The sequence below is a fragment of the Dactylosporangium sp. NPDC006015 genome (assembly GCF_040614215.1).
Taxonomy (GTDB): domain Bacteria; phylum Actinomycetota; class Actinomycetes; order Mycobacteriales; family Micromonosporaceae; genus Dactylosporangium; species Dactylosporangium maewongense.
The window spans coordinates 18,098-35,357 of the sequence record NZ_JBEXUD010000077.1 but is presented as its reverse complement, the minus strand read 5'-3'; the positions used below and the strand labels follow the sequence as shown (position 1 = coordinate 35,357).

Annotated in this window: 15 protein-coding genes and 1 pseudogene; 12 read left to right on the top strand and 4 right to left on the bottom strand. The window is 72.6% G+C overall.

Annotated features, from left to right (window positions below):
* Positions 1-161: 161 nt before the first annotated feature.
* The 8 genes from ABZ321_RS55870 to ABZ321_RS55835 all read left to right on the top strand — a co-directional run bounded on the left by ABZ321_RS55870 (position 162) and on the right by ABZ321_RS55835 (position 8,267).
* A complete protein-coding gene (locus tag ABZ321_RS55870) occupies positions 162-2,219 on the top strand; it encodes a basic secretory protein-like protein (RefSeq protein WP_354904848.1) in 2,058 nt (685 codons plus the stop codon).
* Positions 2,216-3,592: an HlyD family efflux transporter periplasmic adaptor subunit gene (locus ABZ321_RS55865; protein WP_354904850.1), complete on the top strand. Its 1,377-nt coding sequence runs from the start codon at positions 2,216-2,218 to the stop codon at positions 3,590-3,592. The genes ABZ321_RS55870 and ABZ321_RS55865 overlap by 4 nt, the downstream gene beginning before the upstream one ends.
* Positions 3,589-4,308: an ABC transporter ATP-binding protein gene (locus ABZ321_RS55860; RefSeq protein WP_344511579.1), complete on the top strand. Its 720-nt coding sequence runs from the start codon at positions 3,589-3,591 to the stop codon at positions 4,306-4,308. The genes ABZ321_RS55865 and ABZ321_RS55860 overlap by 4 nt, the downstream gene beginning before the upstream one ends.
* Positions 4,305-5,489: an ABC transporter permease gene (locus ABZ321_RS55855; protein WP_344511581.1), complete on the top strand. Its 1,185-nt coding sequence runs from the start codon at positions 4,305-4,307 to the stop codon at positions 5,487-5,489. Before ABZ321_RS55860 ends, ABZ321_RS55855 begins: the two co-directional genes overlap by 4 nt.
* Before the next feature lie 163 nt (positions 5,490-5,652).
* Positions 5,653-5,868: a helix-turn-helix domain-containing protein gene (locus ABZ321_RS55850; RefSeq protein ID WP_033363444.1), complete on the top strand. Its 216-nt coding sequence runs from the start codon at positions 5,653-5,655 to the stop codon at positions 5,866-5,868.
* A gap of 132 nt (positions 5,869-6,000) precedes the next feature.
* Entirely contained in the window at positions 6,001-6,102 is a 102-nt protein-coding gene (locus tag ABZ321_RS55845) for an AURKAIP1/COX24 domain-containing protein (protein WP_007465623.1), read from the top strand.
* A 39-nt stretch (positions 6,103-6,141) separates the two neighbouring features.
* The gene (locus tag ABZ321_RS55840) at positions 6,142-7,197 is read left to right on the top strand and encodes an NAD-dependent epimerase/dehydratase family protein (protein WP_344511584.1); all 1,056 of its coding nucleotides are present in this window, start codon (positions 6,142-6,144) and stop codon (positions 7,195-7,197) included.
* Entirely contained in the window at positions 7,194-8,267 is a 1,074-nt protein-coding gene (locus ABZ321_RS55835; protein ID WP_354904844.1) for a lysophospholipid acyltransferase family protein, read from the top strand. The genes ABZ321_RS55840 and ABZ321_RS55835 overlap by 4 nt, the downstream gene beginning before the upstream one ends.
* A gap of 515 nt (positions 8,268-8,782) precedes the next feature.
* Here ABZ321_RS55835 and ABZ321_RS55830 read toward each other — a convergent pair.
* The 3 genes and pseudogenes from ABZ321_RS55830 to ABZ321_RS55820 form a co-directional block, all read right to left on the bottom strand.
* Positions 8,783-9,706, bottom strand: a complete 924-nt coding sequence (locus tag ABZ321_RS55830) for an HAD-IB family hydrolase (protein WP_354904842.1) — start codon at positions 9,704-9,706, stop codon at positions 8,783-8,785.
* Between the two features lie 333 nt (positions 9,707-10,039).
* Positions 10,040-10,903, bottom strand: a pseudogene (locus ABZ321_RS55825) (DUF5667 domain-containing protein); the annotation flags it as partial.
* A gap of 169 nt (positions 10,904-11,072) precedes the next feature.
* Positions 11,073-11,921, bottom strand: coding sequence for a sigma-70 family RNA polymerase sigma factor (locus ABZ321_RS55820; RefSeq protein WP_344511635.1), 849 nt, complete (start codon positions 11,919-11,921; stop codon positions 11,073-11,075).
* A gap of 534 nt (positions 11,922-12,455) precedes the next feature.
* On the opposite strand from ABZ321_RS55820, the gene ABZ321_RS55815 reads away from it, so the two are divergent.
* The 4 genes from ABZ321_RS55815 (at position 12,456) to ABZ321_RS55800 (ending at position 15,586) form a co-directional block, all read left to right on the top strand.
* Positions 12,456-13,949 carry an AMP-binding protein gene (locus ABZ321_RS55815; protein ID WP_344511589.1) on the top strand — a complete coding sequence of 498 codons (1,494 nt, stop codon included), beginning with the start codon at positions 12,456-12,458 and terminating at the stop codon, positions 13,947-13,949.
* Entirely contained in the window at positions 13,946-14,191 is a 246-nt protein-coding gene (locus tag ABZ321_RS55810) for a glutaredoxin family protein (protein WP_344511591.1), read from the top strand. The genes ABZ321_RS55815 and ABZ321_RS55810 overlap by 4 nt, the downstream gene beginning before the upstream one ends.
* Positions 14,188-14,817 carry an HAD hydrolase-like protein gene (locus ABZ321_RS55805; RefSeq protein WP_354904838.1) on the top strand — a complete coding sequence of 210 codons (630 nt, stop codon included), beginning with the start codon at positions 14,188-14,190 and terminating at the stop codon, positions 14,815-14,817. Before ABZ321_RS55810 ends, ABZ321_RS55805 begins: the two co-directional genes overlap by 4 nt.
* Positions 14,818-14,941: 124 nt before the next feature.
* The gene (locus ABZ321_RS55800; protein WP_344511637.1) at positions 14,942-15,586 is read left to right on the top strand and encodes a response regulator transcription factor; all 645 of its coding nucleotides are present in this window, start codon (positions 14,942-14,944) and stop codon (positions 15,584-15,586) included.
* 64 nt (positions 15,587-15,650) lie between these two features.
* Here ABZ321_RS55800 and ABZ321_RS55795 read toward each other — a convergent pair whose 3' ends face one another.
* A complete protein-coding gene (locus ABZ321_RS55795; RefSeq protein ID WP_344511595.1) occupies positions 15,651-16,943 on the bottom strand; it encodes a sensor histidine kinase in 1,293 nt (430 codons plus the stop codon).
* Positions 16,944-17,260: the final 317 nt, after the last annotated feature.

Sequence of the window (17,260 nt, the reverse complement as noted above, 5' to 3'; positions counted from 1 at the left end):
GCCGCCCACATAGTCGCCGGGCGTGGCGTTGTCCGGAACGGTGACCGTGAAGGGCACGTCGGCGGACTCCCCGGGCTTGATCGCGATGGTGCCGGCCGGCCGCCGAGTGGGCGCCCGAGCCGGCGGCGGCCGAGCTGATCGGCGAGCCCGTCGCGGCCCCGATGTGGGTGGCGCCGGACTCGCCGTCGCCGCAGCCGCTGGCCGAGGAGCGGCCGCGGACGTCGGCGCAGCCGGTGGCGCCGTGGCCGCCGGCCGGACCGTTCCCGCCGCGGATGGGCAACACCGGCCAGCACCCGATCGTCCAGCCGCGCCCGGCCACCGGCCTGCCGCCGGCGCAGCGCCAGCCGATGCCCGGCGAGCCCCTGCCACCCGCGGCCCAGCACCCGACCGGCCAGTTCCCGGTGGTGCCGCCCCAGGCCGGCCGGCACCCGACCGCCCAGCACCCGCTCGTGCCCCACCAGGCGGGACCGTCGCCGGCCGGATCACACCCGACCGCCCAGTTCCCGGTCGTGCCACAGCCCGGAGTCCAGCGCCCGAGCGGCCAGTTCCCGGTCGTGCCACAGCCCGGAGTCCAGCGCCCCACCGGCCAGTTCCCGGTCGTGCCACAGCCGGCGGTCCAGCGCCCGAGCGGGCAGTTCCCGGTCGTGCCGCGGTCGGGCCAACCGACGGGGCAGTTCCCCGTCGTGCCGCCGCCGGGCCAGGCGCCGACGGAGCAGTTCCCGGTCGTGCCGCGGCAGGCGGGACCGTCGCCGGCCGGGGCGCACCCGAGCGGCCAGTTCCCGTTCGTACCGCAGCAGCACCGGCCGCAGGAGCACGGGCCGCACCTCGGTGTGCCGTCGCAGGCCGGTCCGCAGATGTTCCCGCCGCACGCCGGCGGCTACCCCCAGGCGTACACCGGACACCCATACCAACCGGAGCCACCGCGGCGCGGGAAGCTCACCGGGCTGCGGATGGCGCTGCTCGTCGCGCTCGCGCTGGTGCTGGTCACGCCGCCCGCGGCGATCGCGTTCGAGACGGTGCGCCGGGAGCGGACCGCCGGCAGCGCGCAGAGCGTCGACCCGGCCGGGAAGAGCCCCGGCCAGGCGAACGGCCGGCCCGGCGCCAGCGGCACCCCGAAGACGCCGCCACCCGCGTCCGTCGACGGCAAGATCAAGCAGGCGCTCACCGACCAGGGCAACGCGCTGCTCAACGGCGACTCCGCCGGGTTCGTCGCGGCCGTCGACCCGTCTGCGGCGGCGCTGCGCGACGAGCTCACCAAACGCTTCAACTCGCTGCGCCAGCTGCAGGTGAAGCTGTGGGAGCCGAGCGTCCTGGACAAGGTCGAGGTCGCCGGCGACAGCACGGCCGACGTGATCGTCTACGTCCGGTACTGCTACGTCGTCACCACCTGCGACCCGATGAACCTCGAGACGAAGACGAAGTGGAGCGTCACCGCCGCCGGCGTGAAGCTGCTCGAGTTCGGCACCGCCGAGGACCTCGGCCCGCGGCCGTTCGAGCGCAGCGAGCTCAAGGTCGCCGTCGGCAAGCGGGTCATCATGGCGACCACCCCGAAGTACGCCTCGCGCCTCACCACCATGCTCAACGCCGCCGAGAAGGCCGCCGAGCTGTCCGACCGCTACTCGAAGTGGACCTCGCCGCCGTCGCGGTACGTCGTCTACCTGGCCGGGCCGGAGGAGTGGTCCACCTGGTACGGCATCCGGCAGGAGAGCTGGGTCGCCGGCTTCGCGCTGCCGCTGACCGCCGAGGCCACCGAGATCGTGCTCAACGCCAACCGGGTCGACGTGAAGGAGACCCTGGACGTGCTGCGGCACGAGTTCACGCACGTGGTGACCCTGTCGAAGGTGTCGCGCGCCTACGACCAGACGTGGTGGCTCGTCGAGGGCATCGCCGAGTACGTGCGGGTGCAGGGCCTCGGCGGCCGGTTCGACGACGTCTCGTCGGTGCGCAAGTACGTGCAGAGCGGCCGCTGGCAGAACGAGATCGCGATGGACGACCCGCCGGAGGGCACCACGTCCGCCGACGTCAGCGGCCGGTACGGCGTCGCGTACATGGCGGTCAACCGCATGGTGGAGCGCTTCGGCGAGGCGAAGATGCTGGAGTTCTTCGACCTGGCCGCCAGGCAGGGCGTCGCGCTGCAGGACGCCGCCCCGAAGGCCTACGGCGTGTCGTGGGACGACGTCGCCACCGACTGCGTCAAGTACGTCCGCAATCACGCCTGAATGCCCGTGGCAGACTTACGGGCGTGAATCGCGTCCCCCCGCGTGTTCAGCTGCTCGTCGCCGTCCTGACCGTCTTCTCGCTCACCGGCGCGTCCTGCTCCGACGAGGACGACGGCATCGGGCTCGGCACCGCCGGCCGCGGTGACGTCGTCGAGGTCGTCGACGCACCCGCCACCGTCACCGCGCGGGCCGCGGCGACGCTGACCGCGGCCGCCGACGGCACCCTCGCCTCCCTGGCCGTGCGGCCCGGCGACACCGTGACGGCGGGGCAGGTGCTGGCCGTCGTGGACTCCCCGTCGGCACAGCAGCGGCTGCGCGGCGCCGAGGAGGCCCTCGAAGCGCTCAAGGGCGCCGGCGGCGGAGGGGGTGGCGTCAAGAACCTGTCGGCGACGCAGAAGAAGACCGACGACGCGGCCGCGAAGGCGTTCGGCGAGGCACGCAAGGCCGCTCAGGCCATCGCCGATGCCACGGTACGGGCCGGCCTTCTCGCCCAGATCGACTTCGCCGAGAGGTCGTACCAGGAGGCGGCCGCCTCGGCCCGCGCCGTGATCAGCGCCGTGCAGCGCGGCCTGGCGAGCGTGACGAAGGCGATGGCCGCCCTGACGACGGCGCAGCGCAGCCAGGCGCAGGCCGCGTACGACCTGGCGAAGTCGACCGTCGACGCGCTGACGCTGCGGGCGCCCGTCGGCGGCGTCGTCCAGCTCGGCGGCACGTCGGCCGCCGCCGCGCCGTCCATCACCGACCTGCTCGGCGCGGCGCTTCCGGCGGGTGCCGCTCCGGCCGCCGCCGGCACCGCGGGCGCCTCCGGCCCCGGGGTCGACCCGGCCGTCCCGGTCGGCGGGCAGGTGGCCGCCGGCACCGCGATCCTCACCGTCGTCGACGTGTCGCAGCTCGGGCTGATGGCGGAGATCGACGAGACCGACGTCCTGCTCGTCGAGCCGGGCGTCACGGCCCGCGTGGAGCTCGACGCGGCACCCGGCGCCACCTACGAGGCGACGGTCACGTCCGCGGACGTGCTGCCGTCCGCGTCGGCGCGCGGGGGTGTCTCGTACCGGTCGCGGCTCACGCTGAGCGGGGGCACCTTCGCCGACGGGCGGGCCGCCCCGGCGCCGCGCCCCGGCATGAACGCGGTCGCGCACCTGCAGGTCCGGCAGATCCGCGACGCGGTGACGGTGCCGGCGGCCGCGGTGTTCAACGTCGGCGGCAAGGACGTCGTCTGGCTCGTCCGAGACGGCAAGGCGGTCCAGGCGCCCGTCGCCGTCGGCGTCGCCGGCCAGGACCGGGTGCAGGTGCTCAACGGCGTCGCCGACGGCGACCGGGTCGTGATCCGCGGCACCGACAAGGTCAAGCAGGGCATGGACCTGACCCGATGAGCCCCGCTTTCGTCGTGCAGGACGTGACGCGGGAGTACGCGCTGGACGGCGTCACCGTGCCGGCACTGCGCGGGGTCAGTTTCACCGTCGACGCGGGCGACTACGTCGCGATCATCGGCCCGTCCGGGTCCGGCAAGTCGACGCTCATGCACCTGCTCGGCGGCCTGGACCGGCCGACGGCGGGGTCGCTGCGGATCGGCGGGCGCGACGTCGCCGGCCTCGACCCGCAGGCCCTGGCCAGGCTGCGCAACGAGACCATCGGCTTCGTCTTCCAGTCCTTCCACCTCCTGGCCCGCACCAGCGCCGTCGACAACGTGGCGCTGCCGCTGGTGTACCGGGGGATGCGCGCCTCCGAGCGGCGCCGCCGCGCCGTGGCGATGCTGGAGCGGGTCGGGCTCGGTCACCGGCTCGACCACCGGCCCAACCAGCTGTCCGGCGGCGAGCAGCAGCGGGTCGCGATCGCCCGGGCGCTGGTCACCGACCCGCAGGTGCTGCTCGCCGACGAGCCGACCGGCAACCTCGACACCCGCAACGGCCAGGCGGTGCTCGCCCTGCTGGAGACGCTCAACGCCGAGCAGGGCGTCGCGTTGGTGATCGTCACCCACGACAACGAGGTCGCCGACCGCGCCCACCGCAAGATCGTCATGCGGGACGGCGTGATCGTGTCCACCGACGTCCCGCCCGCTGCCCCCACCGCTGATGAGGGCGTCTCGTGAGGTTCGCGGAGGCGTGGCGGGTCGCCATCGACGCGCTGCGGGCCAACCGGCTGCGCTCGACGCTGACCATGCTCGGCGTCATCATCGGCGTCGCGGCGGTGGTCGTGCTGGTGGCCATCGGCACCGGCACGAAGCAGCAGATCGAACGGCAGGTCGAAGGGCTCGGCTCGAACCTCCTCATCGTCCTGCCCGGCCAGGTGAGCCTCGGCTCCGCGCCGTCCGTGTCGCGGATGGACCTGTCCGACGTCGACGCCGTGTCGAAGATCGTGGGGGACCGCAACCGGGTCGCCGTCACCGTCGCCTCCGGCGAGACCGTCGCGGCCGGCAACGTCGACACGTTCGCCACCATCAACGGCGTCATCGAGACCACGCCGCAGGTGTTCGTGCGGAGCCTGGCCCGCGGCACGTACCTGAGCCGCAGCGACGTCGACACCCAGCGCCGCGTCGCCGTCCTCGGGTGGACCGTCGCGCGAGCGTTGTTCGGCGACCGCGACGCCGTCGGCCAGCAGGTCACCATCGCCGGCGTGCGCTTCCGGGTGATCGGCGTCTTCGCGAAGCTCGGGCAGAGCCTCGGCGTCGACCGCGACAACGAGGTCCACGTGCCGATCACCACCGCGCACCGCCTGCTGGGCACCAACCGGGTCGACGGCATCGCGATCAAGGCCCCGAACCGGGACGAGATCGACGACCTGAGCGCCCGCATCATCGCCGAGCTGGCCCGCCGGCACCCCGGCACCGAGTTCAGCGCCGTCACGCAGGAGCAGATCCTCGGCGTCCTCGGCGACATCCTCGGGGTGCTCACCGGCGTCCTCGCCGCGATCGCCGGGATCTCCCTGCTCGTCGGCGGGGTCGGCGTCTCCAACATCATGCTCGTCTCCGTCCGGGAGCGCACGAAGGAGATCGGGCTGCGCAAGGCCGTCGGCGCCCGGCCCCGCGACATCGGCGTGCAGTTCCTGCTCGAGGCGGTGCTGCTCACGACGCTCGGCGGGTTCATCGGGATGGGTCTGGGCATCGGCGCCGCCCTGGTCGTCGCCGCGCTGTCGCCCGTGCCGGCCGCGATCACGTGGTGGTCGCTCGCGCTGGCGTTCGGGGTCTCCGCGGCCGTCGGCATCGTCTTCGGCGTCGTGCCGGCCCAGCGCGCCGGCCGCCTCGACCCCGTGGTCGCGCTGCGCACCGAGTGACCCGCACGGCGAGTCGTGGTGCGTCGCGCGGTGTGTCCGCGCCCGACTTGACCTTGGCAGCAAAGAATCCGACGAAGCGAGGGCGCAAGTCACAGCAGTACCGTTACCGTACTGATAACACGCTGATTCATCAGCTTGGCGAGCACGCTGGTCGGAGGTCGCGATGTCTAGCACGCCACACACCACCGAAGGCCGGTTGGGCGAGGTCAGGTTTCTCACGGTTGCCGAGGTCGCAACCCTGATGCGAGTGTCCAAGATGACCGTCTACCGCCTGGTTCACGCCGGGGACCTCACCGCCGTGCGGGTCGGCCGGTCGTTCCGGGTGCCTGAGCACGCGGTCGACGCGTATCTGCGCGAGGCGTTCCGCGAAACGGCGTAAGTCGCACGTTTCGCCGCTGATGGTGGGCCCGCTTTTCCGATCACGCGGGGGTGCGGCTACGCTGGAGCCGCTAACCATGTCTTCGGCGTGCCAGCGATGGCACGCGTTCCGCTGTTTCGAGGAGATACCCGTATGGGCTCGGTGGTCAAGAAGCGCCGCAAGCGTATGGCCAAGAAGAAGCACCGCAAGCTGCTGCGCAAGACCCGCGTCCAGCGTCGTCGTCTCGGCAAGTAGCAACGCGTCGGCGGTCCGCCCCGGCTCGGAGGTGACGCTGTGACGACGCCACGGGTAGTCCTGGTGACCGGGGTGGGCCGATATCTCGGCGCACACCTGGCCGCCAGGCTCGCCAAGGACCCGCGCATCGAGCGGGTCGTCGGCATCGACGCCACGGCACCGGCGGGCGAGCTCGCCACCGTCCTCAAGGACGTCGACGTGCACCAGGTCGACCTGCGCACCCCCGGGGTGCTGCGGGTGATCGTCGACGCCCGGGTCGAAGCGGTGGCGCACCTCGCGGTGACCACCGCCGCAGACCAGCACGGCGGCCGCGCCGCGATGAAAGAGCTCAACGTCATTGGCACGATGCAGCTGCTTGCCGCCTGCCAGCAGGCGTCCCGGCTGCGCAAGCTGGTGGTCCGCTCCTCCACCGCGGCCTACGGCGCGTCCTTCCGCGACCCGGCGATCTTCACCGAGGACACCGAGCCGCGGGAGATCCCGCGCGGCGGCTTCGCCAAGGATGTCCTCGACATCGAGGGCTATGTCCGCGGCTTCCGCCGCCGGCGCCCCGACGTCGGTGCCACCGTGCTGCGCTTCGCGCCGTTCATCGGCTCGACCGTCGACACCAGCCTCACCAGGTACTTCGCCGCGCCCGTCGTGCCGACCGTGTTCGGCCGCGACCCGCGCCTGCAGTTCCTGCACGTCGACGACGCGTTCGAGGTCCTGCACCGCTCCGTGGCCGAGTCGCACCCCGGCACGTTCAACGTCGCCGGCGGCGGCACCCTGACGCTGTCGCAGGCGATCCGGCGCGCCGGACGCATCACCATGCCGGTCCTCGAGCCCGGCCTCGGCATCGCCGCCGGTCTCGGCCGCGGCATCGTGTCGCTGGACCAGCTCGACCTGTTCGTCCACGGCCGGGTCGTCGACACCAGCAGGCTCGTCCGCGAGTTCGGGTTCACGCCCAGGACCACGGCGGAGGCCTTCGAAGAGTTCGTCCGCAGCCGCCGCTCCGGCGAGGCGCTGCCGGCGGACCGTATCCGCGCCGTCGAACAGACCCTGCTCGAAGGCTTCCGACGGACCCGTGCGGCGCGCGCCGCGTTGGAGGCGGGCTCATGACCGACCCTGGTTCCCCTGACCCAGGGCTGCCCGACCCCGACGCCACGCCGCCGGACCCCGCGCTGCCCGGTGCCTCGGAGCGCGACGCCGCGCTGCCCGGTGCCGCGGATCCGGACGCTGCGGCGGCCGACGCCGCGCTGCCTGACACTGCCGCGACGGACCGTGCGGTGCCCGGCTCCAGGGCGCCCGGTGCCGCGAGGTCCGACGCCGCGGCGTCCGAGCCCGCGCTGCCCGACCAGTGGGACGACCGGGTCGCCGGCGCGCTCGCGTTCGTCCGCGAACGCCTCACCGGTGACTACGAGGTCGACGGCTTCGGGTTCGACCGGCACCTGACCGACGGCGTGTTCCTGCCGCTGCTGCGCCCCCTGTACAACCAGTGGTTCCGCACCGAGGTCTTCGGCGTCGAGCACCTGCCCAAGGAAGGCCCGGCCCTCGTCGTCGCCAACCACTCCGGCACCGTCGCCCTCGACGCCCTCATGCTCTCCGTCGCCGTCCACGACGAGACCTCCGCCCGGCGCCACCTCCGGCTCCTCGGCGCCGACCTGGTCTTCCGCCTCCCGGTCCTGTCCGAGATGGCCCGCAAGTCCGGCGCCACCCTCGCGTGCAACCCCGACGCCGAACGCCTCCTCGGCGAGGGCGAGCTCGTCGGCGTCTTCCCCGAGGGCTTCAAGGGCATCGGCAAGCCCTTCGCCGAGCGGTACAAGCTGCAACGCTTCGGCAGGGGCGGCTTCGTCTCCGCGGCGGTGCGCACCGGCACGCCGATCGTCCCGGTCTCCATCGTCGGCGCGGAGGAGATCTACCCGCTGATCGGCAACCTGCGCCCCCTCGCCCGCCTGCTGGGCGCCCCGTACTTCCCGGTCACCCCGACCTTCCCGTGGCTGGGCCCGCTGGGCCTGGTGCCGCTGCCGAGCAAGTGGCTCATCGAGTTCGGCGAGCCCATCCCCACCGCCGACTTCGTCGACTCCGCCGACGACCCGATGGTCGTGTTCAACCTCGCCGACCAGGTCCGCGAGACGATCCAGCAGACCCTCTACAAGCTCCTCGACCGCCGCCCCGACGCCTTCGCATAACGCTGTCACCCGCCTGTGGCCTTCGGCCATGGGCTCGCCGCCCCACCGCTGGCGCGGCGGGTCCCGCCGGGGATTCTCACCCGGACCCCAATGCGCCGCGAGCGGCGCACGGCCGCGCGTGCCGCTGGCCGGATACCGCTCACGCGTGCCCGACGTGGCCGACCACCGCGTCTCTCCCGCCTCTTCGGCGACCCCGATCGGCCCCGATCGGCCCCGCCGCAAGCCCGGGCGCATCCGTTCCCATGATCCGGTAAACCTTGTGCAGCCCTGGGTGCACAAGGTTTACCGGATCATGATGGGAAGGGCCGCCCAGCCACGACGGCGGGTGGCCACGGGATGCGGCGCGCCTGCGCGGTCCTGCCGCGCGGCAGCGCTGGCAGTGCGTCGCGCAGCGGCGCATTGGGGGTCCGGGGTGAGAATCCCCCGGCGGGCCCCGCCGCGGCAGCGGTGGGGAGGTGAGCACATGGCCGAAGGCCACAGGCGGGTGACAGCGGGTGACAGCGGGTGACAGCGCTTCAGCGAAGCTGTTGGCGGGTAACAGCTCGGCGGCGTAGGGCGGCGGCGGTGGCGACGCCGCCGAGGATGGCGCCGGTGGCGAGGGCGGCGGGGATGGCGATCTTCGCGGCCTTGCGGCCGGTGCGGAAGTCGCGGACCTCCCAGCCTCGCTTGCGGGCCTCGCGGCGCAGGGCGGGGTCGGGGTTGACGGCGACGGCGTGGCCGACGGTGGAGAGCATCGGGGTGTCGTTGACCGAGTCGCTGTAGGCGGAGCACAGCGACAGGTCCAGGCCCTCGACCGAGGCGAGCGCGGTGATCGCGGCGGCCTTCTCGGGGCCGTGCATGAGGTCGCCGACGAGGCGGCCGGTGTAGACGTCGTCCTGGATCTCGGCGACGGTGCCGATGGCGCCGGTGAGGCCGAGGCGCTGGGCGATGATGCGGCCGAGCTCGACGGGGGCGGCGGTGACGAGCCAGACCCGCTGGCCGGCGTCGAGGTGGAGCTGGGCGAGGGCACGGGTGCCGGACCAGATGCGGTCGGCCATCAGCTCGTCGAAGATCTCCTCGCAGAGGCGCGACATGTCGTCGACCTTCCAGCCGGCGATGAACGCGAGCGCCGCGGACTTGGCGCCGGCGACGGTGCCGGCGTGCTCGGAGGCGAGGAGGCGGAAGCGGGCCTGCTGGTACGCGAAGCGGACCAGGTCGCCGCTGGTGAAGTAGCGGCGCTTCGCGAGGCCGCGGGCGAAGTAGTAGATCGACGCGCCCTGCATCATCGTGTTGTCGACGTCGAAGAACGCGGCGGCGGACAGGTCGGCGGGGACGGCAAGCGCGGCCTCGACCTCCGCGACGGCCCAGCCGGCTGACGGCGAAGTGGATCTGGGCGGCGCGATTCGGCCCTGCCGGCGGCGGCGCAGGGCGAGCGCGGCGGTCGAAGGTCGGATCGGCATGCGGAGAAACCCCCTGTCGTGTTCGACCAACCGTACCGGCATGGACAACGACAAGGGCCCGGTGTCAGACACCGGGCCCTTCTCAACGCTGCTGGCGGACCATCAGTGGAACAGCCAGTCGAGCAGGCCCTGGTTCTTCGTGGGGGAAGGTGAGGGACCCTGGGAGGGCACCGCCGGCGCGGACTCGGTCGCCGTGCCGTTGGAAGCCGATCCGCTCGGGACGGGACGCTGGCCGGCGGGGGTGCCGGTCTGGCCCGGGTTGTTCTGCTGCTGGGTGTTGCCGGGCTGCTGGTTGGTCCCGGAGGTCTTCTGCCCGGCCGGCTTGCACGCGGTGCTGTTGGGCACCGGTCCGAGCTGGTCGGCGGCGGAGACCGCGGCGGAGCCGCACTTGATCAGCGGGCGGATCGCCTTGGAGCGCCGGTCGATCTCGTCGAGCAGGGTGACGGAGTTGCCGGCCCGTGCCCTGGCGTCGCCGTCGACGCCGTTGCGGAGCTTCTCGGCACCCGCGTGCTGCGTGGACACGAACGCGTCGATGGCGTCGAGCGCGGCGGCGTCCTTGCGGCTCACGGCGGTCGTGGTCAGCAGGCGCACACCTTCGAGCGTCTCGCTGTCCATGTCGTCGAGGACCGCGGTCAGACCCGTCGGGTCCTTCACCGCCTGTGCCTCGTCGAGCCGGGTCCGGGCGAACTCGAGGTACAGCTGGCCGCGGCTGATGTCCGAGCCGGCGAGCGCCAGCTGGGCCTTCTCCGTGGACCGCTTCACCGTGTAGAGGGCGTCGCCGGGGATGGCGTCGCCGCTCGCCGCGGACATGCCCGACAGCGCGAGGGTGCCGGCGGCGAGGCCGACGACGATCGCGCCGCGGGTCCGGGTCCGCCGGCTGACCGCCGGCCTGCTGCCCGCCGGGCGCCGCAGCGAGCGCACGCCCCTGCGGGCCGCCTCGGGCTCCGGGTCCTTGGCGGTGATGCCGATGCCTTCTCGTTCTGCTGTGGCCAGGAGCATGGCCCGCAGCCCGTCCTTGAACTCCTGCTGCGTCTCCACTTTGACCGGCATCTCGGCCAGCCGTTGGCTGACCGAGACCAGTTCGGTCAGGGAGTCGTCGAGCGTGGACCTCATGCGGTGCCTGCGGGCTCCTGCAGCCTCGTCCACGAGCTGCGCGAAACGCTCAACCCGGCGACGGTGGAAGACGGAGCCGATCACCTGAGGCACCCCCCTTCACTGATCGCGTCACTCAGGCGCGGCAGGGCAGCGGGATGGTGTGCCACCGCGTCCGCCGTGCGCCAAGCCGACGGTCGCACCCGGACCAACGGTGCAGAGCGGAAGCTGGTTACGGCGCCGGAGGAGGCACTGTAACGGAAGGTGACAACGGTCACGGCTGGAATCCGTCGGGGAGCAGCCGCGCGAGGGCACGCACGGCGCGGTACTGCAGCGCCTTGATCGCTCCCTCGTTCTTGCTCATGGCCTGTGCGGTCTCCGCGACGGAGAACCCGTGCAGGAAGCGCAGCACGATGCACTCCTGCTGCTCCGGGTTGAGCTGCTTGACCGCCTTGAGCAGGTCGACGTTGGTGATGTGGTCGATGACCGCGGCCTCGGGGCTGCCCTCGGGCCCCCGGTCGGGCCGGTCGGCGTCCAGGACGTCACCCGTGGTGACCTCCAGCCGGTACCGCCCGGACTTGAAGTGGTCCGCGACGAGGTTCCGCGCGATCGTGACGAGCCAGGCACCGAGGTCGCGACCCTGCCAGGTGAAGCTGCCGATGCGCTTCAGCGCGCGCAGGAACGTGTCGGCGGTGAGGTCCTCGGCGAGCTGCCGGTTGCCGACGCGGAAGTACACGAACCGGAAGACGGTGTCGAAGTACCGGTCGTACAGCAGGCCGAACGCCGCGCCGTCGCCGGCCTGGGCGCGCTCGATCAGCGCCCACACCTCCGAGGCGGGGTCGCCGCGGTCCGGCCGCGCCGGCTTCGGGGCGGGCTCCTGCGCGGGGCCACCCGGCTCGGGCGCGGTGTCGACGAGCGTCCCGGCGACCACGGACTTCGTGATCGGGACCGTGTCCTCCTCGATGAGACCGGCACCCGGCGACGGCTTGGCGCCCGGGTTCGGTCTGACGTTTGTGCCGGTGCCTTGACCGGAACCCTGCCGGGTGGGTGCCTCGTTGGTGTGGGGGCGTCCCCGTGTACGCGGAACGCTGCCGCCTTCACCGCGGATCACCGTGCTGAACATGTCGCGCACTGAGTCGCGGACGGACTCGCGCAGGATCGACAGCCCATCGGCGAGTGCGTGCTCGGCGTCGAACACGTGCTGAATCGCGGTCATGCTGCGCAATCCAGACGACACGGCCTATTCGGCGCGATCACGGGCACTTCGGCCTCCTCGGGGTGAGGGGTGTCAACTCGCAACAAATGGGGTGAGCTGACTTGGGTGATGATAGGTCCGGCGTCACCCGCATGTGGGCAGTCTTTGGCGTGAGGGCACAATTCTTCCCACGGATCGGGGACGCCTCGGCGCACATGCTGTCCGTCACCTGACGGCAACTCGCCGTGCAACACGCCGCATACTTGGGCAAACGGGACGTAGACACGCCGCACTTACTCGGGTGCGACACACCCAACCCACACGATCGAGTGGACCTTTACTCAGTCGGCGTGTCGGGCGCCTAAGCACCCTGGCACAGCACCGGGTGCCCCGAGGGTGATAGGTGACGGGTGATCTCTCAGGTGGCGGCAACTCACCCGTGACGTGGCAGACTGATCGACCGTGCAGGACGTCACGAACTTCGCCGACCTGGTCCGGCGCGCCGCCGCCTCCGCTGGCGCCCGACCGGCCCTGCGATCACACGCCACCCTGATCACCTGGTCGGAGCTCGACCGGCAGGTCGACGCGGTCGCCGCGCACCTGGCCGGGCTCGCCCTGCCGGCCGACGACCACGGCCCCGCCCGGGTCGCGATCGCGCTGCCCAACGTGCCGGAGTTCGCCGCCGTGTTCTTCGGGGTGCTGCGCGCCGGGCTGGTCGCCGTCCCGATCAACCCCGCCTACACCGCCCGCGAGCTGACCCACGTGCTCACCGACTCGGGCGCCGCGGTCCTGGTGGGCACCCAGCCGGTCACCGCCGCCGTGGAGACGCCGGCCCGCCGGTACACCCTGGGCGGCAACCTGCCGGAGCTGCTCCAGCCGGCCGCCGCCGCACCGGCCGAGACGCACGGCGGCCTGGCGCTGCTCCTCTACACGTCCGGCACCGCCGGCGCCCCGAAGGGCGCGATGCTGTCGCACCGGGCCCTGCTCGCCAACCACGAGCAGCTCGCCGCGATCGACCCGCCGCCGGTGCGCCCCGACGACGTGCTGCTGCTCGCCGTGCCGCTCTTCCACGCGTACGGGCTGAACAGCGGCCTCGGCGCCGTCGCCTACCACGGCGCGTGCGGCGTGCTCGTCGAGCGGTTCGACCCCGCCGACTCCCTGGAGGCCATCGAGCGGCACGGCGTCACCGGCGTCGTCGGCGTCCCGCCCATGTTCATCGCCTGGTCGCTGATGGGGGAGCGGCTCACCCGCGCCTGGTCCGGTGTCCGCCTCGCCGTCTGCGGCGCGTCTCCGCTGGACGCCGCCGCCGAGCGACGCTTCGCCGAGGCGACCGGGAAGCCGGTGCATCAGGGGTACGGGCTGACCGAGGCCGCTCCCGTGGTGTCCAGCACGCTCTCCAGCCGCACGGTCAAGCCCGGCTCGATCGGCCGCCCGATCCCCGGCGTCGAGCTCAAGCTCCTCGACGCCGGCGGTGAGGAGGTGCTCCTGGACGAGGACGACGAGGTGCGCACCGACCCCGGCGAGATCGTCGTGCGCGGCCCGAACCTCTTCGACGGCTACTGGCCCGGCGGCGAGGAGGCGCCCGGCGCCGACGGCTGGTGGGCGACCGGCGACGTCGCCTACGCCGACGAGGACGGCGACCTGTTCATCGTCGACCGGCTCGGCGAGCTGATCCTCGTCAGCGGCTTCAACGTGTACCCGCACGAGGTCGAGCTCGTGCTGGCCGCGCACCCCGCGGTGGTGGAGGCGGCCGCGCTGGGCGTGCCCCACCCGTACACCGGCCAGACCGTCAAGGTCGTCGTCGTGCGGCGCCCCGGGTCACAGGTCACCGCCGAGGAGCTGATCGCGCACTGCGAACGCAACCTCGCCAGGTTCAAGTGCCCGACCGCCGTCGAGTTCGTCGACGAGCTGCCCCACTCCGCGACCGGCAAGATCCGTAAGGCGGCGCTGCGATGAGGCTCACCCTGTACACCCGGCCCGGCTGCCACCTGTGCGACGTCGCCAAGGAGGCGATGGAACGGGTCGCCGCCGCGACCGGCGAGGCCTGGACCGAGGTCGACATCACCGGCGACGAGGCCCTGGAGGAGGAGTACGGCTTCCGCATCCCGGTCGTCCTCCTCGACGGCAGGGAGCACGGCTACTGGCGCGTGGAGGAGGACCGGCTCCTGCGCGACATACGGCTATCCTCACCCGCGTGAAGCACCTCGTCTGGGACTGGAACGGGACCCTGCTCGACGACCTGAAGCTGGTCGTCGACGCCACCAACGTCTGCCTGGCCACCGTCGGCGGCCCGGTGATCACCGCCGCCGACCACCGCCGTGACTTCCGCCGCCCGATCCTCGACTACTACGCGCACGTGCTCGCCCGCCCCGTCGACCAGGTCGAGTTCCAGCTGCTCGACGACGCGTTCCACGACGCGTACCGGCTGGGCATGGCTGACGTGCAGCTCGTCCCCGACGCCCTCGCCGCGATGGGCCACTGGACCGGCACCCAGTCGCTGCTGTCGATGTTCTTCCACGACGAGCTGCTGATCGAGGTCGAGCGGCACGGCCTCGGCGCCCGGCTGGTCCGCGTCGACGGCCTGCCCGGCACCGTCGGCGGCCACCGCAAGGCCACCTACCTGGAGCGCCACCTGCAGGCCCTCGCCCTCGACCCCGCCGATGTCGTGCTCATCGGCGACTCCGTCGACGACGGCGAGGCCGCCACGTCCGTCGGCGCGTCCTGCGTCCTGTACGCCGGCGGCTTCACCGACGAGACGCTGCTGAAAGCGACCGGCCTGCCGGTGGCGTACACGCTGCTCGAGGCCGTCGAGCTGGCGGCATGAGCGGTCCGGAGCGAAGCGGAGGACTGCGAATCATGGGCGCAGGGTGGAGCTCAGGCCGGCGCCGGAGCGCAGCGGAGGTGACGGCATGAGCGGTCCGGAGCGAAGCGGAGGTGACGGCATGAATATGCGGGTGGTTGTCGCGGATGACGCGGTGCTGCTGCGGGAGGGTCTGGTGCGGCTGCTCACCGAGAGCGGCCACACGGTCGTCGCCGCCGTCGGCGACGGCCCGAGCCTGGTCGCGGCGGTCGTCGAGCACCGGCCCGACGTCGCGATCGTCGACGTGCGGATGCCGCCGTCGCACACCGACGAGGGCCTGCGCGCCGCCGTCGAGGCCCGCCGGCAGGTGCCGGGCACCCCGATCCTGGTCCTGTCGCAGTACGTCGAGGTCTCCTACGCCGACGACCTCCTCGCCGACCGGGCCGGCGCCGTCGGCTACCTGCTCAAGGACCGCGTGTCCGACGTCGCCGACTTCCTCGACGGCATGCGGCGCGTCGCGTCCGGCGCCACCGTGCTGGACCCGGAGGTCGTCGGCCAGCTGCTGGTCCGCCGCCGCCGCGACGACCCGCTGCGCAGCCTCACCCCGCGGGAGCGCGAGGTGCTGGGGCTGATGGCGGAGGGCCGCTCCAACACGGCGATCGCCCGCAAGCTCGTCGTCACCGACGGCGCCGTCGAGAAGCACGTCAAGAACATCTTCACCAAGCTCGACCTGCCCCCGGACGACGAGCAGCACCGCCGGGTGCTGGCGGTGCTGACGTACCTGCAGACGTGAGGTCCGGCCCGCACGGCGGCTCAGATCGAGGTGGCTCAGATGGGGGCGGCTCGGATCGGGCGGCTCAGACGGGCAGGATCGCGGTGAGGCGGGTGCCCTCGCCGGGCGGGCTGGTGACGGTCATCTCGCCGCCGGCGGCCTTGACCCGGTCGGCGAGGCCGGTCAGGCCGTGCCCCTTGGCCAGGCTCGCCCCGCCGACACCGTCGTCCTCGACGGTGACCAGCAGCCCGTACGCCGACCGCTGGAGCCGCACCCGGCACTCCTCGGCACCGGCGTGCTTCGCGACGTTGGTCAGCGCCTCGGCGACGACGAAGTAGGTCGTGGTCTCCAGGCTCTCCGCCAGCCGCTCGTCCAGCTCCGGCAGGTCCAGGTCCACGGGCACCGGCGACCGGCCGGCGAGCGCGGTCAGCGCGGCCCGCAGCCCGCGGTCGACCAGGATCGGCGGCGCGATGCCGCGCGACAGCGCCCGCAGCTCGTCGAGCGTCTCCCGGGTCTGCGCGAGGGCCTCCGCGACCGTGGCGCGCGCCGCCTGCGGGTCCGACTCGAACTGCAGGTCGGCCCGGCCGAGGTCCATCGCGAGCCGCACGAGCCGCTGCTGCGGGCCGTCGTGGATGTCGCGCTCCAGGCGGCGCAGCGCGGTCGCCTCCGCGGAGACGGCGGCCTCCCGCTGGGCGCGGGCGGCGTCCCGGCCGGCCTCGGCCTCCGCGACCCGCTCCCGCAGCTCGTTGACGCCGTTGAGCAGCGCCCGGGCGAACTGCGCCTCCAGCTGCGCGGCGCCCCGCACGACCGGCACCAGGGTGAGCGCGAAGATCAGGCCGAGCCCGGTGTAGAGCAGCACCCGGCCGCTGTCGCCGCCGCCGATGCCGATGAGCTCGTTGAGGTCCTTGTTGTCCGGGGGGCGGGGGATCGACCAGTCCCATAGGATGGTGGTGACACCGCTGAGGGCGCCGACCCACCAGGTGACGACGAACGCGAAGGCGATCGTGCTCGGGATGAAGCGCAGGATCCCGTGCAGCAGGTCCAGCCACGACTGACCGTCGCTGAGCGGCACGATCATCTTTCGCCAGAAGCCGTCGTCCGGGTCGGGTTTCTTGTAATAGGGGTGTGGTAGCCGGGTCCGGAGCACGGGTCCGATCCGCGCGCGCTCGACGGTGGCGAAGCCGCGGGCCTGGAAGAGCGTCGCGACCAGGATCGGGAAGCCGAGCACGGTGACGATCAGCCCGACGCCGAGGGCGAAGCCGACGAGGAAGAGCACCACGGTCAGGATGCCGAGTGGGAAGCCGAGCAGCACGTACTGGGTGTCAACGGCAAGCTGGCGGAAGACTCCGCGGCGGCGAGGGGTGATGGTCGTTGTCATGTCATCGACGCTATGCATGACGCCCCGCCCATCCCATCCCGCCGCCTGGCTTCTCGGTAGTAGGGGCAACCCTACCGAGACGTGTAGCCTGGCTACTGGTGAGTTTTTCTCTTCCGCGTGGCGTCAGCGAAATGCCCGATTTTGTAGTGATACTTCATCGAGCGCCCGCCCGCTGCCGGCCAGGTCCGGGGAAAGGGGCACGCAGGTGCCGCGGGGGCATTCCATGTCGACATGGACCGCACGGGCGGGCGCTGACCTCTACGTGGTTGGCGTGGACGCTTCAAGATCGCGATTTGTGCACGGCTTCACAAGCGCCT